The sequence below is a fragment of the Lactobacillus sp. ESL0680 genome (assembly GCF_029392855.1).
Lineage (GTDB): Bacteria > Bacillota > Bacilli > Lactobacillales > Lactobacillaceae > Lactobacillus.
This window is the reverse complement of record NZ_CP113945.1, coordinates 117,325-139,188: the sequence shown is the minus strand read 5'-3', so window position 1 is coordinate 139,188 and position 21,864 is coordinate 117,325. Positions and strand designations below refer to the sequence as shown.

Annotated in this window: 19 protein-coding genes; 3 read left to right on the top strand and 16 right to left on the bottom strand. The window is 40.5% G+C overall.

Annotation, left to right across the window (positions count from 1 at the left end):
- Positions 1-3: 3 nt before the first annotated feature.
- Positions 4-468, bottom strand: a complete 465-nt coding sequence (locus OZX58_RS00680; RefSeq protein ID WP_277130887.1) for a MarR family transcriptional regulator — start codon at positions 466-468, stop codon at positions 4-6.
- A gap of 254 nt (positions 469-722) precedes the next feature.
- Between OZX58_RS00680 and OZX58_RS00675 the strand changes: the two genes are divergently transcribed.
- A complete protein-coding gene (locus tag OZX58_RS00675; protein ID WP_277141068.1) occupies positions 723-1,496 on the top strand; it encodes a biotin--[acetyl-CoA-carboxylase] ligase in 774 nt (257 codons plus the stop codon).
- Positions 1,497-1,525: 29 nt separating this feature from the next.
- Here the strand turns inward: OZX58_RS00675 and OZX58_RS00670 are convergent, their stop codons facing one another.
- The 7 genes from OZX58_RS00670 to OZX58_RS00640 all read right to left on the bottom strand — a co-directional run bounded on the left by OZX58_RS00670 (position 1,526) and on the right by OZX58_RS00640 (position 9,956).
- A complete protein-coding gene (locus OZX58_RS00670; protein WP_277141067.1) occupies positions 1,526-3,334 on the bottom strand; it encodes an FtsX-like permease family protein in 1,809 nt (602 codons plus the stop codon).
- Between the two features lie 18 nt (positions 3,335-3,352).
- Positions 3,353-5,161 carry an ABC transporter permease gene (locus OZX58_RS00665; protein WP_277141066.1) on the bottom strand — a complete coding sequence of 603 codons (1,809 nt, stop codon included), beginning with the start codon at positions 5,159-5,161 and terminating at the stop codon, positions 3,353-3,355.
- Between the two features lie 10 nt (positions 5,162-5,171).
- Complete coding sequence (locus OZX58_RS00660) at positions 5,172-5,921, bottom strand: ABC transporter ATP-binding protein (RefSeq protein ID WP_277130897.1); 750 nt, start codon at positions 5,919-5,921, stop codon at positions 5,172-5,174.
- A gap of 140 nt (positions 5,922-6,061) precedes the next feature.
- Positions 6,062-7,522: a zinc-ribbon domain-containing protein gene (locus OZX58_RS00655; protein WP_277141065.1), complete on the bottom strand. Its 1,461-nt coding sequence runs from the start codon at positions 7,520-7,522 to the stop codon at positions 6,062-6,064.
- A 17-nt stretch (positions 7,523-7,539) separates the two neighbouring features.
- Positions 7,540-8,328, bottom strand: coding sequence for a zinc ribbon domain-containing protein (locus OZX58_RS00650; RefSeq protein ID WP_277141064.1), 789 nt, complete (start codon positions 8,326-8,328; stop codon positions 7,540-7,542).
- A 113-nt stretch (positions 8,329-8,441) separates the two neighbouring features.
- Positions 8,442-9,053 (bottom strand): ECF transporter S component, encoded by a 612-nt coding sequence (locus tag OZX58_RS00645; protein WP_277141063.1) that lies wholly within the window; start codon positions 9,051-9,053, stop codon positions 8,442-8,444.
- Between the two features lie 108 nt (positions 9,054-9,161).
- A complete protein-coding gene (locus OZX58_RS00640; protein WP_277141062.1) occupies positions 9,162-9,956 on the bottom strand; it encodes a DUF4931 domain-containing protein in 795 nt (264 codons plus the stop codon).
- Between the two features lie 228 nt (positions 9,957-10,184).
- On the opposite strand from OZX58_RS00640, the gene OZX58_RS00635 reads away from it, so the two are divergent.
- A complete protein-coding gene (locus OZX58_RS00635; protein ID WP_277141061.1) occupies positions 10,185-11,396 on the top strand; it encodes a L,D-transpeptidase family protein in 1,212 nt (403 codons plus the stop codon).
- Between the two features lie 55 nt (positions 11,397-11,451).
- On the opposite strand, the gene OZX58_RS00630 is transcribed toward OZX58_RS00635, so the two are convergent.
- Together OZX58_RS00630 and OZX58_RS00625 are read right to left on the bottom strand one after the other, a co-directional pair.
- Positions 11,452-12,945, bottom strand: a complete 1,494-nt coding sequence (locus OZX58_RS00630) for a peptide MFS transporter (RefSeq protein WP_277141060.1) — start codon at positions 12,943-12,945, stop codon at positions 11,452-11,454.
- Between the two features lie 143 nt (positions 12,946-13,088).
- Positions 13,089-15,611 (bottom strand): M1 family metallopeptidase, encoded by a 2,523-nt coding sequence (locus OZX58_RS00625; protein ID WP_277141059.1) that lies wholly within the window; start codon positions 15,609-15,611, stop codon positions 13,089-13,091.
- A gap of 169 nt (positions 15,612-15,780) precedes the next feature.
- Between OZX58_RS00625 and OZX58_RS00620 the strand changes: the two genes are divergently transcribed.
- On the top strand, positions 15,781-16,134 hold the full coding sequence (locus tag OZX58_RS00620) for an aggregation promoting factor surface protein (RefSeq protein WP_277141058.1): 354 nt from the start codon (positions 15,781-15,783) through the stop codon (positions 16,132-16,134).
- Positions 16,135-16,297: 163 nt separating this feature from the next.
- Here OZX58_RS00620 and OZX58_RS00615 read toward each other — a convergent pair whose 3' ends face one another.
- The 6 genes from OZX58_RS00615 to OZX58_RS00590 form a co-directional block, all read right to left on the bottom strand.
- The gene (locus OZX58_RS00615; protein ID WP_277130906.1) at positions 16,298-16,561 is read right to left on the bottom strand and encodes a hypothetical protein; all 264 of its coding nucleotides are present in this window, start codon (positions 16,559-16,561) and stop codon (positions 16,298-16,300) included.
- Positions 16,562-16,717: 156 nt separating this feature from the next.
- On the bottom strand, positions 16,718-17,533 hold the full coding sequence (locus OZX58_RS00610; protein WP_277141057.1) for an alpha/beta hydrolase: 816 nt from the start codon (positions 17,531-17,533) through the stop codon (positions 16,718-16,720).
- Positions 17,517-18,290 (bottom strand): YibE/F family protein, encoded by a 774-nt coding sequence (locus tag OZX58_RS00605; RefSeq protein WP_277131023.1) that lies wholly within the window; start codon positions 18,288-18,290, stop codon positions 17,517-17,519. Before OZX58_RS00605 ends, OZX58_RS00610 begins: the two co-directional genes overlap by 17 nt.
- The gene (locus OZX58_RS00600; RefSeq protein WP_277141056.1) at positions 18,287-19,405 is read right to left on the bottom strand and encodes a YibE/F family protein; all 1,119 of its coding nucleotides are present in this window, start codon (positions 19,403-19,405) and stop codon (positions 18,287-18,289) included. Before OZX58_RS00600 ends, OZX58_RS00605 begins: the two co-directional genes overlap by 4 nt.
- A gap of 109 nt (positions 19,406-19,514) precedes the next feature.
- On the bottom strand, positions 19,515-20,276 hold the full coding sequence (locus tag OZX58_RS00595) for a transcriptional regulator (protein WP_277141695.1): 762 nt from the start codon (positions 20,274-20,276) through the stop codon (positions 19,515-19,517).
- A 26-nt stretch (positions 20,277-20,302) separates the two neighbouring features.
- Positions 20,303-21,388 (bottom strand): D-alanine--D-alanine ligase family protein, encoded by a 1,086-nt coding sequence (locus OZX58_RS00590; protein WP_277130909.1) that lies wholly within the window; start codon positions 21,386-21,388, stop codon positions 20,303-20,305.
- Positions 21,389-21,864: the final 476 nt, after the last annotated feature.

Sequence of the window (21,864 nt, the reverse complement as noted above, 5' to 3'; positions counted from 1 at the left end):
TTATTACTTCTCCTTTTTGCCGTCTATTTGGGGTGGAAATTCGAGGAAGGCGCGCAAGTTCAACAGCGCGCGTTCAATAATCGCAATCTGACTGTCATCAAAACCATGGAGAAACTTCTTCACCATGTAGCGATGAAACGAATCATGTGCCCGATAAACCAGTCGCCCGCGGTGAGTTAACCCAAGCCGTACAACGCGGCGGTCATCATTGCCGTGAATTCTGACAACGTAGCCCTTACGCACTAAGTTGTTGACCATCGTGGTAACCGACCCCGCAGTAATCATCAGCTCTTTTGCCAGCTGCGAGCTCGTCTTGTGGTCATACATCGTCATCGCGTCAATTGCGTGAACCTCTTTAATCGAAATATCCTTAAATTCACTTTTATGCAGTTCTCGTTCCTCCACCTGCATGATGTCGGTATAAACTGTCGTCAGTAAATTATTTATTTCTTTTAAATTAGCTTCCACTTCCACTGCCCCTTTTATTCAAATAATAAATTACATGTTTTGTTAGCTTAATTTTGCTTGTTTGAGCTAATTAACATCCCCTCCAAATTACTTTAAACATCAAAGTATTTTATGGCAGTATGATATTGCAAACTAACAAATTTGTCAAATTATATCCCAAAATAATATAGCTTTGGTAAAATTATCCTTAGCAATTAACAACTTATTTTGATTATCAAAGCTTTTTTAAAATCAAAAGCATGTATGGATATACTATGAACGAGCAAATCAACTTAACAAAAGAATCAAAAATCAAACATTTATTAGCAGATTTATTAGTAACAATTCATTGGTACAAACAAGTTGGTTCCACCAGCACCATTGCCAAAAAAGTCTATCAAGACAAGCATCTTGTTAATCCCATTTTGATTGGCAGCGACAAACAAACGGCTGGTTACGGCAAACAAAAACGCCACTTTATTTCTAATACCGGCGGCGTTTATTTGTCACTTATTACCAAGGTGCCGCAATTAACGGCAAATAACCAAGGTCTGTTAACTACTGGAATCGCATGGTGCCTGCACCAAACGATTCGCCAGCAATTCAAGATCACTCCCGACATTAAGTGGGTTAATGATTTGCTTTTGCATGGGAAAAAGATCGCTGGGATTTTAACCGAACAAATTGCTCCTCAAATAGTCGTCATCGGCATTGGCTGCAACTTGTATCAGCCTAACTTAGAACAAGAACTGGCATCCAGCACTAATTTGCTGGCTGAGCCACCAAGTACCGAACAATTTTGCATTTTTGTAGCAGAACTAATTAAAAACATCTTGTCTTTTCTGCCAAATTTTGCCCAAGGAGAATTCTTATCGGACTACCAAAAGCATCTGCCAATGCTTGGGCAAAAAGTCACTGTTAAATTGGGACAAAAGACAATTACGGGGACTGCCGTCAAACTTGACCGAAAGGCAAACCTGCTTCTTGACTGCCACGGTCAATTACGCACAATTACTAGTGGTGAAGTCACCAAAATTAGACCAAATTAAAAAGGCTGCAATTATTTGCAGCCTTTTATTTATAATTCTTTTGTCAATACAATTCGTTCGTAAAGCTTAACGGTTAAGCCGTAATACAAGAAGTACAAAACAATAAAAATTAAAAACGGCACCCAGATATTAGCGTATGGGTTAGGCAATAGTGCTTTAAACAGCTTCAAGCCAAATAAAACATCAATCACACCTAAAACTCCCGGCACCAAAAATAAAGTTCCGATCTCACGGCTGATTGAGCGACGCAAGATGCGTTTGCGAACACCAATCTTAAAGAGCATCTTATAACGAACCTTGTCGCTTGCTGCCCCACTCAATACTTTAAACATCAACGTTGACGCAAGCATTGTTAAGAAGGCAATCCCTAAGAAAAAGCCCATAAACTCAAAACCGCTCGCCATGCCCAGCATCAGTTGGTAACCATACGCCTTACTGGTCTGGAAAACATCACCGTAGCTGGATTTTTCTTTAGCTTGCAGCTGACCTAATTTCAAAAGTGTCGGGTAATCTTTGTCAAAATCCTTTACCCTAATAAATTGGACGAACTCTCTTTTACCAGCAATTTTTTGCCATTCCTGCGAATTAACTAATTGAATCACCTTCGGCGTTCCATTCGGTACCATACTGCCAAAAACTTCATTGGCAGTTGTTCCTGGCTTATCGAGCTTATTAGTCGGCAATGTTTGTAAGTGATAAGTTGCCTGACCATTCTGCTGCTCAAAACGCATGGTCTTAACCGGATGATGAACAAATTCTGCTTGGTTAAAGTATAAATACTTAGCCGTTTCTTTATAGTAAAATGTCTGCTCATCCTTGATCGTCAACTTAGCCTTCAGCTGGTTAACTTGCGGTGAATTGCTGACAATGGTGCCGTCGTAATAACTACTAGTCTTGGCTTGATCCTTGATCGTGTTAAAATTCAGTCCAACTGTGATTGCCCCTAATGCCAAGGCAAATAACAATGAAATCACCGTTAAAATCTTGGTATAGTCATGCAAGCGAAACTTCAATTGCCCCAACGTAAACAACCGGATGCCACGGTAGGAAAAGCTCTTTTTCTTTAACAAGAAATTGATAACTGCTATTAGTAATGCGTTAAAGACAAAGTATGACCCAAGAACGATGGTCACTAAAGCAACCGGAACAATTACAAAGATCATTGCTGACGACAAATTGAGTACATAGTAGCCAATTGCCAGCAGCACAACGCCTAGAATAGCCTGAATTGCAGTCCAAGTAGGATGTTGACCCAATTTTACCGGCTTTTGATCTTCGTGAAGTAAGTCAATTACCTTACTGCGCGTGAGCTTTCGGGCATTATGAATTGCCCCAATGATAAAAATTATTACAAAAAAGACTAACGTCCATAAAATTGCACTCGGTAGAATTACTTGAAAATGGGTAATATGCAGGCCCAAGTTACCAATAATGAGGTTGGCGACTAGTCCGGTTAACCCGAAGCCAATAATGATCCCAACAATTGCCGCTATGATCCCAGTAATTAAGGTTTCACAAAAAATTAGCATCCCAATCCGTGAGCTTCTTGCCCCCAGCATCATGAACATCCCGTAGTCATGCTGGCGCATATTCAGCAAAAAAGAATTGGCATACATCAAGTAGACCAGCGTAATAATCACAAGTAAGACAATCCCAACCCCAAAAATAAAGCTGAGATAATTAGCTGGAGCATTTACATCATGGGTCATAAATGACGGATTAATTGCAATCGTCAAGAACATGTAAAAGATCATGCTGGCAACAACTAACCCAGAAAACAGCACTAGATAGTCCTTTAACCTGCTCTTAATCCCCGTAAGCGATAATTTCCAAATCATAATTTCTTTATCCTCTCCCTAATTTTTTGCCAGAACGATTTTTTCGTAAAGATGTACTGTCAAAACATAATAGAAGAAATACAAAACAATAAAAATACTAAACGGCAGCCAAATTCCAGCGTACGGCCGTAATAAAATTGTTCTAAATAGCTGCAAGCCAAACAAAACGTCGATAATTCCTAAAATACCGGGTATTAAAAACAGCATGCCGATTTCTTCAGCGACTGATCGCTTCAAGACTTGCCGCCTAGTACCGATCTTAAACAGCATTTGGTACCGTAATTTATCACTGGCTGCACTGCTCAAAACCTTAAACATCAAAGTTGATGCCAACATTGTTAAGAACGCCAGTCCTAAGAAGAAGCCCATGAATTCAAACCCGCTGACTATCCCCAATATTCCCTGATAGGAATATGGCTTACTGCCAGTATAGACAGTGTGAAATGCTGGTGTTTCTTTATTCTGCAGCTGTTCAATCTTAAGCAATGCTAAGTAGTCTTTGTCAAAGTCATTAACCCTAATTAGCGAGATGAACTTTTGTTGGCCCTTAACTTTGGCTAATCTAGCGGCAGAAACCAAGCGAATCTTTTTCGCTATGCCGTTAGGAAGCAGATTGCCAAATTCATTGTTGGCCTCGGTCCTTGCACGGTCAAGCTGACTTGTGGGCAGTGTCTTTTCAGACCAAGTGAGATTGTCCCCTTGCCCTTTAGTCTCAACGGTTTTTATTGGCTGGTTCTTAAATTCTGCTTGGTTAAAATACAGACCATGTCTAGTTTCTTTATAATGGTAAGTTTGCTTAGACTTGATTGATACCTTTGCTAATTCTTTTTGGACGGCTGGAGACTTGCTAATTATCGTTGCATCATAATAGATGCTCGACTTCGTCATTTCCTTTTCAGAATTAAAGTTAAGGCCGACGGTAATTGCGCCTAGAGCTAAAGCAAACAATAACGAAATCACTGTTAAAATTTTAGTGTAATCATGCAAGCGAAACTTTAACTGCCCTAAAGTAAACATGCGAATGCCGCGATAAGAAAACTTGCGCTGATTAATCAAATAGCCAATAATTGCCGTAAATAAAGAATTAAAAACAAAATATGATCCAGCAACAATCGTTACTAAGGCAATTGGAATGACATTAAACGGATCCAGCCCGTGCTGTTGCATAATCCAGTACCCAGCAGCTAATAAGACTAAGCCCAAGACTGCCTCAATCGAATGTAAAACTGGCCGCCGCTTAAACTTTGCCGGTTCCTGATCTTCATGCAATAAATCAATTACTTTAGTATGGGTTAATTTATAAACATTACGTAACGCACCCAAAAAGAAAACGACAATAAAGAAGGCAAGTGTCCCCAAAATCGCACTGGGCAAAATCACTTGAAAATAAGCAATTACCAAGCCTAACCTGCTGATTAACAGGTGACCAACTAACGCTGTTAAACCAAAGCCAAGGATTATCCCTAACGCAGCCGCAAGCAATCCCGTGATGAGTGTTTCGCAAAAAATCAACAACCCGATACGTGAACTTTTAGCTCCTAACGTTAAAAACATACCATAGTCGTGCTTACGCATACTAAGTAAAAACGAGTTGGCATAGACCAGATACACCACAGTAATAATCATTAACAAGGCAATGCCGAAGCCAAAAATAAAAGTAATCAGATTATCTTGCAATATTCCGCTGTTACTTTTTAAAAAGGCCGGATTAATTGCCAAAGTTAGAAACATATAAAAGATCATGCTGGCAACAACTAGACCCGAAAACAGGACAAGATAGTCTTTCAGCCGGCTTTTAATTCCCGTAAGCGATAATTTCCAAATCATAACTTACTTCCTATTCTTCGGTGCCCAAATGCTCGATTAACAGGTGATAAAAGTCTTGTCTTGATTGATCTTTCTTTAAGAGTTGCTCGCCGATCTTACCGTCTTTAATAAATAAAATCCGATTAGCAAAACTAGCAGAAAACGGATCGTGAGTTACCATCAACGTGGTTACTCCATCTTTTTGGTTCAAGTCTGCCATCGTATCAAGCAATTCGCGCGCACTGGTTGAATCTAGTGCCCCCGTAGGTTCATCAGCTAGTAAAATTGCTGGTTCATGAACTAGAGCCCGTGCTGAAGCAACCCGCTGCTTTTGACCACCAGATAATTCTGCCGGATATTTAGCCAAAATCTCTTTAATACCTAGTCTCTCAGTAATCCTGTCAACCAGCGGATCAATCTTACGTGCCGGTACGCCTTGAAGGGTTAATGGCAGCGCGATATTCTCCCGATTAGTCAGATTCTCTAATAAGTTAAAATCTTGAAAAATAAAACCAATCTGCTTGCTTCGAAAGTCCGCCATCTGATTAGCATTCAAAGTGCTAATATCTTCATGATTGATAAACACATGGCCAGTTGTCGGCTTATCCAAAGTTGACAAAATATTAAGCAGCGTTGTCTTACCGGAACCAGACGCACCCATGATGGCCACAAATTCACCAGCATCAACACCAAAGTTGACCCCTTTTAGTGCTTGGTATTGCTTTTCACCACGTTTACCGTAAGTTTTAGTAGCTTGATCTACCCGTAAAATTTCAGTCATAATTCATCCTCTTCAAAAACTTATCTGTACTATCTAACTAATACAATAATATGTAATCTGGTAAATTGTCAAACAAAATCATAAAAAAAGACAAATCCTTCAATTTCTTTAGAAAGATTTATCTTTTAGTCATTATTTAGTTAATCATCATCGTCATCTTCGCCGGACTTATCAGTCTTATCACTGATAACTGCCCCGCTGCCGATTGACTTAATCTTTTGCTTATCGCTGTCTTCTTGCAAAATCGCACCCTTATAGAGCATCACTTGGGTATGCTCGTCGCCGTTATCCTTTTCAAAGGTATAGGTGATTTTGTAAATAACACTGCTGGAATCATTCGGAGCCGGATTAATTGAAACGATGTCACAATCCATATCATAGGAAATCGTGGAGTCATTGCGGTCAAAGCCCTTGAGCATCTTGCGCAATTCTTGATAGCTGCTGTTGTCACTGCCGCCAATAAAGTCTTCACTTTCAGGATCATTAAAGTCGCCCTTTAACAAATCCTCCGCGTCACTCTTATCAATTAGCCCCTTCCATTGCGGCTTCAAGACCACATGATCGTCATCATCAAAATCAACATCATCACTAATGTTGCTATCGCTGTCGCCGTTATCAATTGCCTCTGGCAAGTCAGTAATCAACTGCGACTTAATCGTTTGACTGCCAAAAGTCGTCGTGACATAGACTTCCATATTATCGGTAATTGGATAATTCTTGAAAACTTTACTGCCATTGCCGCTCAGAACGCCAACTTTTTTGTCATTGATATAAATCGTCCCGCCGGGAACACTAGCAATTGAAAATGTCGCTGTCTTAATATTCATGTTAATCGTTTTGTTCGACCAAACATTGACTGTCGAGTCAGCCTTGAGCTCACGCCCTGACACAACAGAGTCAACTTCAAGGTGATACTTACCAGGAAACAGCGGCGGTAATTTCTTGTAATAGCTGTCCGCGTCGCCCTTAACTTGACCACCTGACTTGCCGTTGACTAACACGCGGGTGTCACGATGATTGGTCTTCACTTGCGGGGTATACGTATTGATGTGCAATGTATACTTCGGGAAAAGCAGCAGATAGCGGCCCGACTGTACTAGGCTGATCTGACTGGTACTGCCGCCGGCTTTTAAATTCATACTCAAATTGTTAGCCGTTGTTTGGTGCGATTGATAATACTTCTGCAGCGGCTTCAAAGCATCGTTAGTTACCTTGATAGTATGGTCATCAGTTGTCACATATTGTGCCAAACCCATTTGCGGGTTCTTCAAACTAACAATAATCTGGTCAATCTGGTTGTTGCGGCTGTAATGATTACTGCCCCAAGCATAAAAGCCGCCAAATAAAACCACGACAATTGCCACTAGCCACAAAGTAACCTTGGTTTTCTTCTTGAGCGGCTGTTTTTTCGGTGCCGCAACTTGATTAACCTGCTGGCGCGACTTAGGTGGCGTGTGCTGACCAGTCATTTTAGCCGAATTAGCTTTTGCTTGCGGCTGAACAGTCGCCACGTCTGTTAGATCTGCACCACAATGTGGACAAAATTTAACGCTTGCCTCTACTTGGTTACCGCATTGCGGACAAAATTTTTTCTCTCCCATAATTAACCTCCCTTAACTTATAGCCTGGTAAAGTACGAAATAAACTGCAAAATAACGGTATTATAAACAACCGCCAGCCAAATTAATCCGACAATAAAATTGGCAAATAAGGAAATTAGGAAGCCATACATTTTGTCACGCACTGGGTTGGTGTCGCCCAATAAGACTACTTGGAAAGCATCGCCAAAAATGCCAAAGCAAATTAGGCACAACAATACGGCAAAAACTTTGCCGCCGATACCCAGCATCATAAAAATAAAGGCAGCTACGATCAAAATAACATTGAGGTTAGATGCCTGAATGGCATAATTAAAAAACGAAATAAAACTGCGTCTTTGACCATAAATAAACAGATACGCCAGATAATTGGCCCCAGCAATCGCTGCTTCTAAGAGCATGACAAAAAACAGAACTTCAAGTGCCGTACCAAAAGAAATCCCGGTAAAGACAGGCAATTGTTGACCATTGATATATTGGCTGGAAATCCCGCTCATGCCAATATATAGCCCTAAGGCAAAGATTACGTCCTCAATCAGTAACGTAATTGCGCCATACCAGTTAACACTTTCCTGCTCACTAAACGGATGCCGCCACGACTTAACGAGCCAATGCCAGTATTTTTGTAATTGGTCGTCGGAATTTTGCCGTGATGTTTCATCAGCTGTACCCTGACCACGATTAATTTCTGCTTGAATATCCGCACGGTTAACCTGCTGTTGCGCAACTTGTCGAATATCCGCACCACAATTAGTGCAAAAATTTACGTCAACGTTCATTAATGCACCACAACTTGGACACTTTTTCATTTAATTTTCTCCCACTAATTAATTGAATTTTCGAACATATTTATTTTAATATAATTTCAGCCATAAAAAAAGAGCAGGTAACCTGCTCTTGAGTTTATTAACGGCCGTTTACTCTACCGTAATTTTTTCATCACTGTTTTCATTGGGGTAACAACAATTGGCGTGATAACTGCCGTGAAGATTGCTTCAATTAAGCCGTTCATCCCTAATGCCAAAATCAAAATCACAATTAGCGGCGTTCCCGGTGCAAAATGCCCCATGCTTGCTGCCAATTTACCATTTCCCATAAAGATAACACTTGTCAGTAAGATTACCATCGCGGTGTTGGTCAAGGATGTAACTGCCCCAGCCAAGATGTAGCCCAATTCCTTCACCTTACCCGACTTATGTTCAAACATGCGGCCAATTAGCCCTGGGAATAGCCCCGCCAAAATGCTGGGTACAAGAGAAATAAAGACATTTTGAAACAGCATCAAACTGACAATGTCTCCCGGCTGTGTATATGCCTGAAAGAGCCGCAACAAGCCCCAGAAAAGGCCAAAAAGCGTTCCTGCCTTAGGTCCCATTAATAATGAATACACGGCTACTGTCAGCGGTACGGTCGTAATTGCCGGCAATGTCGGCAAGATTCGAATATAACCAATATTAGGAACGAAAGTCTGTAATAAAAAAATTGCAACAAATACTGCGGTAATTGCTAAGTTACGCGTTTCTTTTCTGTGCATGTGCTTCTCCTTGATAAATACTTACAATATATTACTGATAAAATTTGTACTGGCTGTCTTAACCATTAATCTTACCAAAAATTTGCTAAACCGTGTCTGGCAACGACCTTATTCAAGCTGTGAACCATTATCAAAAAAATGGCGAAATTGCTCTGCCTCAACTTGCAGCGTCTTTTCATCATCAACCTGCGATAATTTATAACCAACAAAATATGCCGGCGCCTCAAAACGAGCAATTAATTTAGCACAAATACCGCCATCTTCACGCGGATAAAAGAATAGATTATACGATGTGCAGCGACCGTTAAACATGATATTGAGCATGTATTTAACACCGCTCTGAATCCAGTCAGACCATAAATCCTGACCTGAATCTTTTAACAGATTAATGTTTAGCTCGTCATAGCCTTGAACCGGATGCGTGGCAATATTGACCTCAACGTCCTGATTATCAAACACGGAAATCCCGACAAAATTATTTTGCTGAAGATATTTGTAGCCATCAAGCTGCTTTAAACCAACCAGCTGCATGTGCGGATGTTCAAGCGAGCCGCCAGAACGCGGCCCGTAATTTTTGTACCACAGAACAGACCTGTACTTGCCGCTATCATTCATCTTTTTAAAGCACGCCAGAGCAAAACGCATGAGTTTCCGATTATAAGTGGGAGTGTAATTAGCAATATCACCAGCATGATTGTTAGATTCAATCAACACTGTCTGGACAGTATCGCGCAAAGTCGGGAATTTGTTATGCAGCCAGATCATCTCGCCGCGTTTTTCATAAATATCCGTTAATTGGTCAACTTCACAAAAGGGACAGACCGGCTTACGCGGTGTCTTACGGTATGAGTGCGGCTTACCCTTGGCAATTCCTAACTCAAAAACTAACGGTTCATTTTCCATTTTCTTACTCCCCCTAACAATAATTTTGCCACCTTAATGTTACGTATTATAAGTTAATCTTTCCCAAGTAACAAAAAATATTCTATAATTAATTAAATACATATCCAGTTATTATCACAGATAACCCGCTTTGTTGATAAGTTTTACTATGCTTGTAATAGATGATAAACTGTAGCAGCGATCATCTTACAGGTGTTTTATTTTGTTTGATTTTTAGTAGGTAAATTTATGCAATCACGAAAAGACTTAAAAAGGTACAATCACCGCAATAACCTCTACTTAGTTATTGCTGGCGTTATTTTGATTTTGGCCGTTATTTTTGGTGTAGTCTTATACAATAACCATGTTGCCTCCGAAAAGCGGGCACGCGAGTTTGCCGTTGACCACTTCAATCCTAACGTCACCATTTATGGTGTAAAAGTTGGCAATCTAACGGTCAATAAGGCAACCAGTAAGATTAATGCTCGCGCCAATAACATGGCTTTACTTGAAAACGGCAAAGTCACCATTGAACGCGATCCTGACACTAGTACAATTGACGCGGACACAGTAGCGACTTACTTCAAAGAGCAGCACACAAGAATGCCCGACAAGCAAAGTCATACTTATGACTTTAAGCAGTTAAAGGCGGCCGCCAAAAAGCTCGAAACTATTAGTAAAGCGAAGATTAATTATCAAGTCGCTGGCAAAAATTATAACTTGCCCGCAAAGAAAATGATTAACCAGCTGACTTTTAAAAATGGCAAATATTCCTTCAATAATGTTGAGAACTTAACCGCTAAGCTCAACCAAATTGATAAGGATGTCTCAACTTTGCATAAGAGCTACACCTTTGCCGTACCAAGTAAAACTAAACTGAGCAGCAACAAAATCACGGTCAAAAACCAAAGTTACGGCTGGGGCGTTTATGTCAAAAAGGCCCAAACAGCGGTTGAACAAGCCTATCTGAACCAGACCAAGACAATTGACGGTCAAGATTATATTTATGGACTTGGTTACAGCACTTATGGCCTAGGCTACGGCAAGAACAACCACGGTATTGGCGATAATTACGTTGTCGTTTCTCTTAAAAAGCAGGAGGTTTGGATTGTTCGAAAAGGTAAGCTGGCAGTTCACCTGACTGACGTTGTTACAGGAACTAAGGACGGCGGCAAGGGCAACCGAACACCGCAAGGCGTCTGGTATATCCAAGACAAGCAGTCACCGGCAACACTGCGCGGCCGCAATGACGATGGTTCTAAATATGCTTCTAAAGTTCAATATTGGATGCCATTCACATTGAGCGGTTGCGGTCTGCACGATGCCAGTTGGCGCACCGATTGGAGCAAGAAGGCATACTTACGTGGTGGTTCACACGGCTGCGTTAATATTAAGCCAAGTGAAATCAAACAGGTTTGGCACAATGTTGTTAAGCACGAAGCCGTCATCGTTTATAACTAAATAAGCAAAAAATATCCGTTAGTCCTAATAACTAACGGATATTTTTTGTTATTAATTAGTGAACTCCAGCCATTAAGCTGTCAATTTTCTTAACTAAGAAGAACATCAACAAGCCTAGCAGAATACTTACGCCACCAATAATCAAGAAATATTGAATTTCAGTACCAGTAGAGAAGTATTTAACAATTTGTGAATTGACTGCTTGTCCTGCTGCATCAGCTAAGAACCACATACTCATCATCTGTGAGCTATAAGCAGCTGGTGCCAATTTGGTTGTAACTGATAAGCCAATTGGTGAAATCAGCATTTCCCCAATTTCAACAATAAACCATGAACCGACAAGCCAAAATGGACTAACGCGGCCAGCAGTACCGTAAAGTAGACCTGGAACTGCCATCACTACATAGGATAACCCAGCGAAAATTAAGCCCCATGAGAACTTACCGGCAGCACTTGGCTGCTTCTTCCACTTACTCCACAACCAAACAAAGAATGGCGTCAAAATCATGATAAATAACGGATTAAGCGTCTGGAAGTTAGCGGCAGCAAAATGCCAACTACCAATATGAAGAACCGTCCGTTCTTGCGCAAATAGAGCTAGGACAACTGAACCAGACTCTTCAATTCCCCAGAATACGGCAGCAGCGATAAAGAGTGGAATATATGCGAGAACACGTGAATGTTCAATCTTGGTTACCTTTTTACTCCGCAGCATAACGACAAATAAGTAAATCGGCAGTAAAATTGCCACAATCGTAATCAATAAGATAACATTGGCAATATTTAATTGACCGCAAGCTGCCATAATGGCTAACAATACGATAACGGCAATCACGGCAACTGCTGACTTTTTCAAAATCTTAATTAAGCTATCGTGATCGATCGGATCAGTTGGCAGCAAGCTCTCATTTGAGAGATATTTTTTCCCGCCAAAATAATATTGCATTAAGCCAAAGAACATCCCAATTGCAGCCAGTGAAAAGCCGGCGTGGAAGTTCATTTCATTGCCAAACATGTGAATACCAAAGCCATTAGCAGCCCAAGGTACTAAAATTGGTGAAATTGCGGAACCTAGGTTAATTCCAAAAACAAACATGCTAAAGCCAGCATCACGACGCCGGTCAGTTTCGGAATAAAGGCCACCAACCATGTCAGAGACATTAGGCTTCAACAATCCCGTACCTGCAACAATCAAGGCAATCGAAGCATAAAGTGCAACTAGTCCCATCGGCAAAGATAAGACGATGTGACCGAACATAATTAAAACGCCACCGATAAAGACGGTTTTGCGCGGGCCCCAGACCCGGTCGGACAACCAGCCACCGACAATATTTGATAGATAGACTAGCGAGCCATAAATTGACATTACCGAAGCAGCCGTAGTTTGGTTCATGCCCAAACCACCCTTGCTTACCGCGTAATACATGTAGAACAATAAAATTGCTCGCATCCCATAATAACTAAATCTTTCCCACATTTCAGTGAAAAAAAGCGTTGATAACCCTTTAGGTTGGCCAAAGAACGCCGTATCGTTATTTTTTTCCTTCATTATTAAAATTAAGCTCCTTTAATTAGACAGTACCTTACAATTATACAGCTAATGTTAATAAAAATTAAATCTTATACTCACAATTAACAAAATAAAAGAGCATTACCTAGAGAACAGTAATGCTCTTTTAACTTTAATTGAATTTAATCTTTAATTGCTTGATTAACAGCAGCTTGTTCTTTCTCAACTAACTCTGCCTTGGTTGCAATCGCCTTGGTGTCCATGATAATTTCACGACCCAAGCCAGGTTGGTCAACCTTAGGCTCAAAGAAAGCCTTAAATTCAGCTAACCGTTCTGGTGTGTGGAACACTCTAGAAGTAACAGTGATGTAGCTGGTAAATGCCATGTCACCACCGACCGTCTTCTCCAGCCATGACCACTCATCACGCAGCCAGTCCCAAGCAGCTTGTTCACCTTGAGGATTAGCCAAGATATTGTAGTACCAGGTCCGCAAATCCTGCGGCTTGATAACATCGGCATCTTCAAAGTCAGCTACAATTTGCTTGATCTCAGCATCATTCTTAGTACTGGTAATTGCGGCAAGCAAATCTTCCTTGTAATAAGGATCAACTGCTGTTTGGTATTCCTTAATCAAACGGTCAACTAAGCCCGCTTCATTGTAATTCTTAACCTCGTTAATTAAAACGTATGGTCTTACAGATGCCTCGATTGCAGCCAAATCATCTTGATGCGCAGCGAAAATCTTGTGTCCTTCATCAATCACGGCCTGATTATCAGCGTACAAGGCAGCAGATAATTCAATTGGCCGCATTTGCAAATCAGCACTATTATCATCTGCCTTAACTTCCCAGCCCAAGCGTTCAACTTGCTTAGCTGACAATTGGTTAAAGAAGGCCTTCAAGTTCTTTTCTTCAACTGAATTTGGCTTAACAAACTTACGTAATTGCCGAGCTGAACTAAATAAGGAATTAATTACAATATTTGATCTTGAAGCCGCAAATTTTGGCAATAATGGCACAATTTCAGCGTAAGAAATTTGGTTGCCTTCTGCTAATAACCCTAAGTCTTGCAATAATTGCAATTCATCAACTGGCTTGAGGGTATCCAATTCATTCATAATGTCAGTCATTAAGGTTTCATCATAATTAACGATAAAGTGAGAATTATTACCAACATTGATGCGTAAAGCATGACCGGCTTCAGCGCGCAACGTCTGGTAGTCACCTAAGTCTAATTCTTGCTCTGTCATAATTTGCGGTGCGGTAAAGTTAGCATTCAACGGAATTGCCCAAGTGCGGCCAACATCCTTACCTTCACCAACAAAGAATTGCTTTTGGCTTAATAATAAATGACCATTCTCAACCCGCGCACTGACAACAGGATAGCCAGGTTGGTCGAGCCAAGTGTGCATAATCTTACCGATATCTAAGTCAGTTACCGTTGATAAGGCGTTCCACAAGTCGTCCCCCGTGGCATTGCCAAATTGATGGTGGTCAAAGTAGTACTTGAGTCCCTTACGTAAAGCATCGTCGCCTAACAATTGACGCACCATTACCAGCATTCTTGAACCCTTGGCATAGACAATTGCACTATCAAAGAGTGAGTCAATATCTGCTGGATGTTCTACCTCAACGTGAACTGACTGCACGCCATCGGTTGCATCACGGTTTAAAGCTGACGGAACTTCACCAGTTTGGTACATATTGTTCCAAACATCCCAGCTAGGCTCCATTGCATCAACTGACAGATACATCATCATGTTAGCAAAACTTTCGTTCAACCATAAGTCATCCCACCACTTCATGGTTACAAGGTCACCGAACCATTGGTGAGCTAACTCATGCGTAATGACACTAGCAACGTAACCCTTTTGTTCAACTGTCGCGTTGTCAGGATCAAGTAAAATTGCGGCTTCACGGTAAGTAACTAAGCCCCAGTTTTCCATTGCACCAGCAGAGAAGTCTGGCAATGCCAATTGCCATGAGTGCGGCAATGGGTACTTAGTCTGGTAAAATTCTTCATAAAATTCAATTGCTCGTTTAGCAATATCCAAGGCAAAGTCTAATTCCTTAGCCTTATGCGCCTTGGTTGCGAAAACACCGACCTTAACGCCATCTTTGGTTTCCGTTAATTTGGACTGCAATTCACCAAAGGCAAAGGCAACCAAATAGCTGGACATTCTAACTGACTTTTCAAAGTAGTGCACGCCATTTTCAACTTTGACTTCTGGCATATTGGCAATCGTTGTCTCACCTTCATGCTCATCATACTTAATTGCTAAGCTGAATGTTGCCTTGGCTTCCGGTTCGTCAACACACGGAAAAGCTTGTCTTGCGGAAGTCGTTTCAAACTGGGTACCAATAATCTGCTTTTTGACACCATCAAGCATGTAATATGATGGATAAATTCCCATCATAGTATCAGTTAGCGGCGCACTATAAGTAATAGCAACGGTAACCGTTCCAGTCTTGCCCAAGTCAATCTTAATTGCTTCTCTATCATCATCAACAGTAAACGGCACGTCCCTGCCATCTTCTTTAACTGCCGCAATTTTCATGTACTTTTGGTTGACTAAAATTGTGTCTTCAAGTGCCTCACCAGTAATGGTTGAGGTACCAGTAATCGTCTTTTTTTCACGGTTAACATCTATGAACAAATCATAATGTTCTGGGTGAAAAGTTTCGTAAAAATGTTTTACTGCCATAATTGCCTCCTGAATTAGTCATTATTATAAATTCTACCAAAAATGTACAGAAATAACATTAAAACTTGATTGTAAGGTCCATGTGTTATTTCTGTAACAACAATGAAATATTGCTAGTGTACTATAATCAATAGTAAAAATTAACGAATTACAGGGAATGAATAAATAAATGAAACAAATTAAACCTTTTATCCTTAAATTAATCGCGGCTCTCTCGCTTGCCATAGGTGTTACCGCAGTTGTCCAAACAACCACTAACACTAATACTCAAACTGTTCAAGCCGCACGTAAGTTATCCAAAACTGAAAAAGCAGCTAAAAACTGGATTGCCATGCAAGAGTCCGGCGGCAACTACTCAGCAAGAAACGGTTCTTGTTACGGTAAATACCAATTAAATATCGGCTACCTGCACGGTGATTATTCGAAGAAGAACCAAGACAGAACCGCTGATAATTACGTTTACGGTCGCTATGGTTCATGGGTTAACGCCAAAAGATTTTGGTTGGCTCACAACTGGTATTAAATTTAATTTTTATTAATTCCCACAATAAAAAGCAGTCTAATAATTATTAGGCTGCTTTTTCAATACCTGTTTTTTATCATCAAGTATTGATATTTAACTACTTTTAACAAGCAAAAAGCTGCACTTCGCAACTTGCAAAATGCAGCTTTTTTAATTAACCAGTTTACGCTCTGTGCGCACTGTGTCTCGCGTGTCGTAATAAATGTGCCTCAACTTTTCTCTTCTTGATCCAGCTGGCAAAAAACGCAAATCCGAAAATCATCATGGCGATTACTGCCATAAAGATGATTAAATTAGCATTATTTGCGATTGTCTGCTCACCTGCTAAAAAGCTGCCTGACTCATTAATTTGATTGCATAACCCAAAGAACAACATGATTAAACTGCTCACTGTCAGTAAGCCATTAATTGCTGTCAATAGTTTCATCTTTAATAACTTCAAAAAATCATGTCCTTTCTTTCGATATAAATATTTGCATTATATACCCTCTAGCAAAAATTGCAAGTCCTTTGCTTAATAATTCTAGAAAATATTAGTTAAATAAAAAGGCAACCTGCTATTTAGCAGATTGCCTCATCTTAATTACCATTCACTTGTCAGCCATTCTTGAGCAAGGTCGAACCAATGTCCCGCGTGCGGATTTTCTTGCCATTCGCGACCCTTAGTTACCATGTCGCCGCGTCCCAGTGAAAAGCCGTGACCACCTTTATTAAAAATATGAACTTCACACGGCACATCTTTTGCCCGCAATGCCGCCACATATTCCAAGGTATTCTCAACTAATACAACCTGGTCATCCCACGCATGAAAAATAAAGGTTGCTGGAGTTTCACGTGTAACACTTAATGCACTGTCCTGCAGATACCTATCTTCTGGGATCATGCCTTCTTCGCCATCAGGCACATCAAAGCCAATCTTATTAACATCAATTAATGGATAACCCAAGATTGTCTTATTAGGGATAACATCCTGACAAGCAAAATTGTACTGTTTTTGATACTTACTTGAAGTCGCAAAGTCATTGGCAATGCTGGCAACATGACCACCAGCAGAAAAGCCAACTGTGACAATTCTTTCTGGATCAATCTGGTATTCAGCAGCGTGGTCACGATAATATTTAATCGTGGTCAAAACATCTAACCCCGCATCAGGATAGATGTCCCCTTCATCTTGAATCAGGTTATAATCCATTACGACACTGTTGAACCCGCGATTATTAAAGGCCAAGGCAACTGGCTCACCCTCACGTTTAGACAGATGGTCAAAGCTGCCACCGGGAATTACTACAGCTAGTGGTCTTTTGGCCGTTACCAAGTCACCAATATCACCCAAAGTATAAGTATGAATCTTAAATTCACGACCATTAAAATTAGTTAACGTCTTATCTTCTATCTTCATTTTTCACCTCACGTTTTGCCATTCCTCGTGCCAAAAAAGCCGTCGACAGTGGAACAGTTAATAACACGCCAATAAGCGAATACATAATGATTAACGCTTCATTGACAAATAACTTTTCATTTAAAACTTCACCCAGAGTGTAATGCAAGCGGAAATACCACAAGAATAATGAGAGAAAACTGCCGAACATCCCGAACAAAATTGTGTTCATCGCGGTTCCTAACACATCCTTACCAATTTTGCCGCCACTAACAAGCAGCTCGTGCTGGCTAATGTCAGGGTTGTGCTTTTTAATTTCTAATAGACCGGAACTCATTGCCACCGCGGCTTCCGCCACTGCACCTAATGTTGAAAAGATTGCCACGGCCACAGCAATCAGGGGGTAACTCAAACCCGGCATTTGCGACAGACCAACTAAGACTTCTCCTGCTTCTGGCCCTAGACCTGCAGCTTGCGCCAGCCATTGAAAACCCAAAATCAGGCAGCTATCAATTAAACAAACAATCAGCGCTGAATAAAATGAGTTTTTAGCAACTTGATAATCATGAGTTCCTAAAAAGATAATTGTTACTAATTTTAACGGAATAAATAACAAAATCAAGACCGGAATACTAATTCCCCACGAAATAAAGACTGCTACCAAAATCAAAAGCAGTGTATTGATTAACACACTAAAGAAGCTACGAATACCAGTTTCACCACCAATTAGCGTCATCAAAACCGCCAAAACAATAATTAACGCCATTAAGGTACTCATTTGTCAGCCCTCGCCTTCCATTTTTTATCTTCTAAAAACAACAGACTGCAGCCGGTCGCAAACACTACCGTTAAGACAATTCCGATTGCCGAAATGACACTCTGCGTCACTCCCAGCGACAAGGTAAATCCAAAAGCTGAACTTAAACTATTATTATCACGCAAATAGATAATTGTCATGGGCAGTGCCTCGGACATAAAAATCAAGACCAACACATTAATCAGTGGCCCCATGATTTCCTGACCCATCGTGCGCCCGCTTGCTATCATTTGCTTAGCGGTCAAGTCCTTCTTAGTTTGAACCAATTCGTATAAACTGGAAATGATATCTGTCGCCTCATCCATAACTGCACCCAAAATTCCAAGTAAAGTTTGGGCTAAAAAGAGCCCGCGCGGGTCTTGGGTCGCGTAGTCACCAGTTTCATACTTAATTTCGGACTCACCCGTAATGTGCATAATCAAATAACAGAGTGCAAAGGAAACGAATACTCCAAGTAAAGTCGCCAGCCATGTTGCCAGCATTTTGCGATTAAGTCCCTGGACAATTAACAAGCTGAAGAACGAGAACACAACATCCGCTAAACCAAATAACAGAATAATGTAGGAACCATTTAACTTCACGTCGCAGATAATTACAAGATAAAACAATAGCCAGCTTAATGCCATTGAAACAACTAAGCCCAATGACTCCTTACCTGCAACCAAGACCATTAAGACAATTGTCACGGTTAACGCCAAGACCAGAACCCAATCACGCTTGGGGTTCTTGATTGCCGGATCGCCGCTCCTGATACTGACAAATACCCGCTGCCCCGCGCGGTATTTTTGCGTGACCATTTGCGAGGGATAATAGATATTCGGAGCTGTAAAGGTACGCCCGCGATATTTTCCAGATAAAATCTTGAGGTGCAAAATCTGCTTTCTGGTTTCATCATGATTATTGTAGACATCACGATTTTTCTGCACTAAAGTGTCCTTAATCGTATGGTCCGTGATAACTGCCACATCATCTTTACTATAAATTGTAGTTGCAAAATAAGTGCAGACCGTCAATATTAATCCGATAATCGCTATAATTAACGCCACCCAGTAGCGCCGCTTAACTTTTTTCAACATAATCATCCCATCTATTCGTCTACTGTAACGCAAAACTAGCCCTTACGGCGCAGATTTTAGCTAATTTTAACATGAAAAAACGACTTTTAACTAAAAGTCGTTTTTCTATTTACAAATTAATAAATCGTTGCCACCAGTGCTTCTTTTCTGGTTCCAACTGCATATCCTGCAATGTCCGATGGGCGTTGCTTTCGGCACGCTTTTGCGCGTTTTCTTTGGCCTTAGACAAAATCTCATCGTGAAGCTGCTGACTTGATTTTGCTTCATCAAGTTCAACTTGTGCCCGTTTTTCTTCTTTAGTTAGGGGCTTTTCTTCCTGCATTGCTTGAAGTGGTGCGGATTCTGCTTCATCATCTGACACGATTCCAGAAATATCTGGCAAAGCACTAAAATCCTGCTCGTCTTTAGGCTTGGACAATTGGTCCTGCTTAGCCAAAAGCTCCTTATTCTGCTCTTCAATTCTGCTAAGTTGAGCTTGTAAATCCTTAATTGCCGTATTCTGCTGACTAATTGTCTGTTGCAAGGCGTTTAACAGTTTTACCGCCTGCGGCGTGGTCATTACTTCTTGATCTTTTCCAGATGTAGAACCTGCCTCATCATCCTTATCACTAACGGCGTAGATTTGTCTAGCTGCTTCCTGCAGAGTTAAGCCATTATTTTGCGCTAATTTATGAAAATCATCCAGATCCTGCACATCTTGCTTGCTGTAAAGCCGAGCTCGCTGCTTATTTCTGGCATAATAATCAGACTTACCCGTAATCCGCTCAACAATCAGCGAATACTTACGCAAAGTTGCCACACTAATATGCAACTGGCGCGCCGTAGCACCTGGCGCCAGTAGTTCTTCAAAATTATGCTTATCACTTGTCATCATGTGTTCTCCCTAGCACTAAGTGATTAACCAATTTTGTGAAGTAAAGTCTTCTTATGGTTGTAACGTTCAATTCCCTTATCAATCAAACGTGTAATCAATTCAGTGTAAGGAATTCCAGCTTCTTCAAATAACTTAGGATACATACTGATATTGGTAAAGCCTGGCAAAGCATTGATTTCAGTCAAAATTATCTTGTTGTCACTGGCACGCAAAGTCGAATCAACCCGAGCCATCCCGCTGCATTCAGTTGCCTCATAAACCTTGATTGCATTGTCGCGTACTTTGGCAACAATATCTTCAGGCAAATCAGCCGGAATTTGTAATTTTGAAGTGGAATCATCATCATATTTGTTGTCATAACTGTAAAAAGTACCAGCGGCATTGATAATTTGACCAACGCCTGACACGATTGGGTGGTCATTACCCAAAACAGCAGTTTCAACTTCAGTACCATGAATTGTTTCTTCAATTAATACCTTATCGTCATACTTGAAGGCATCAGCTAAGGCATCCTTGAACTCAGCTTCATTAGTAACATGGTGCACCCCAACAGATGAACCTTGGTTAGATGGCTTAACAAATAGGTCGCCGCCAAGTTTAGCACTAACCTTGGCATAATCACGCTTCGGATTAGTTTCATCATCATATTCAAAACGCTTAATGGCAATCCAATCAGCTACTGGCACACCAGCACGTTGAGCCAAAATCTTGGTAAATTCCTTATCCATTGTAACTGCAGCAGCTAACACATCATCGCCAACAAATGGCTTATCCAAAATCCGGAACAAGCCTTGTAAACTACCGTCTTCACCTAAATTACCGTGGACAATTGGGAAGAAAACATCAATTTCCGGTAAATTAGCTAACTCACTTAAGTTAGACAGATTGGCTACCTTGTGTGGATTAGCTACCGTATATTTAGGATCATCAAGAACCTTAAACGAGTCTTCCTCACTAGCAATATAGCCATCATTGGTAATCCAAATTGGATGTACTTCAAATCTTTCCTTATCAATCGCCTTATAAATGTTATGGCCTGACATAATTGAAACTTCATACTCAGATGAATTACCGCCAAAAATTAACCCAACTTGTGTTTTCTTAGTCATTATTTTTACCTCTTAATTATCGTTATCACCTGTTAATTATACGGCATTAGCTAATAGAAAAAACTTAAATTAGAGTAATTTTTGAAATATTTTTAAGGATTAAAAAAGCAAACTAGTTTTTTCCTAATTTGCTTTTGATTTTTCTATTTAGAATTAACTTATTTAGCACAAACACAACCCAAGATTTTTTAAAATCCCAGATTGCTAACAAACAATTATCTTTGTATAATTACTGCAAAAGATGAATAAAGCTAAAGGGCGGTGGCTGTTTAATCCCAAGGAGATGATTGTCTATGGAAACATGGAATAAATTATTGAAAGGACTAGCAGCTAGTGAGTGTTTACGATGCATTAACGCTGATGTTTACATTCGGTATGTTTATTCTTGCGTTGCTCGATTATATCGACAAGCACAACCAAAAATAATTGTACTAAAAAAGCCGTCCGATACTTTGGCAGGTTTGTGACGACTCTTT

Coding starts and splice junctions, on each gene's coding strand:
- OZX58_RS00655 (WP_277141065.1), bottom strand. CDS start 7,522: ATGGGAGAGAAAAAATTTTGTCCGCAATGCGGTAACCAAGTAGAGGCA.
- OZX58_RS00625 (WP_277141059.1), bottom strand. CDS start 15,611: ATGGCAGTAAAACATTTTTACGAAACTTTTCACCCAGAACATTATGAT.
- OZX58_RS00600 (WP_277141056.1), bottom strand. CDS start 19,405: ATGTTGAAAAAAGTTAAGCGGCGCTACTGGGTGGCGTTAATTATAGCG.
- OZX58_RS00670 (WP_277141067.1), bottom strand. CDS start 3,334: ATGATTTGGAAATTATCGCTTACGGGGATTAAGAGCAGGTTAAAGGAC.
- OZX58_RS00635 (WP_277141061.1), top strand. CDS start 10,185: ATGCAATCACGAAAAGACTTAAAAAGGTACAATCACCGCAATAACCTC.
- OZX58_RS00620 (WP_277141058.1), top strand. CDS start 15,781: ATGAAACAAATTAAACCTTTTATCCTTAAATTAATCGCGGCTCTCTCG.
- OZX58_RS00645 (WP_277141063.1), bottom strand. CDS start 9,053: ATGCACAGAAAAGAAACGCGTAACTTAGCAATTACCGCAGTATTTGTT.
- OZX58_RS00630 (WP_277141060.1), bottom strand. CDS start 12,945: ATGAAGGAAAAAAATAACGATACGGCGTTCTTTGGCCAACCTAAAGGG.
- OZX58_RS00650 (WP_277141064.1), bottom strand. CDS start 8,328: ATGAAAAAGTGTCCAAGTTGTGGTGCATTAATGAACGTTGACGTAAAT.
- OZX58_RS00660 (WP_277130897.1), bottom strand. CDS start 5,921: ATGACTGAAATTTTACGGGTAGATCAAGCTACTAAAACTTACGGTAAA.
- OZX58_RS00595 (WP_277141695.1), bottom strand. CDS start 20,276: ATGACAAGTGATAAGCATAATTTTGAAGAACTACTGGCGCCAGGTGCT.
- OZX58_RS00640 (WP_277141062.1), bottom strand. CDS start 9,956: ATGGAAAATGAACCGTTAGTTTTTGAGTTAGGAATTGCCAAGGGTAAG.
- OZX58_RS00605 (WP_277131023.1), bottom strand. CDS start 18,290: ATGAGTACCTTAATGGCGTTAATTATTGTTTTGGCGGTTTTGATGACG.
- OZX58_RS00665 (WP_277141066.1), bottom strand. CDS start 5,161: ATGATTTGGAAATTATCGCTTACGGGAATTAAAAGCCGGCTGAAAGAC.
- OZX58_RS00610 (WP_277141057.1), bottom strand. CDS start 17,533: ATGAAGATAGAAGATAAGACGTTAACTAATTTTAATGGTCGTGAATTT.
- OZX58_RS00590 (WP_277130909.1), bottom strand. CDS start 21,388: ATGACTAAGAAAACACAAGTTGGGTTAATTTTTGGCGGTAATTCATCT.
- OZX58_RS00615 (WP_277130906.1), bottom strand. CDS start 16,561: ATGAAACTATTGACAGCAATTAATGGCTTACTGACAGTGAGCAGTTTA.
- OZX58_RS00675 (WP_277141068.1), top strand. CDS start 723: ATGAACGAGCAAATCAACTTAACAAAAGAATCAAAAATCAAACATTTA.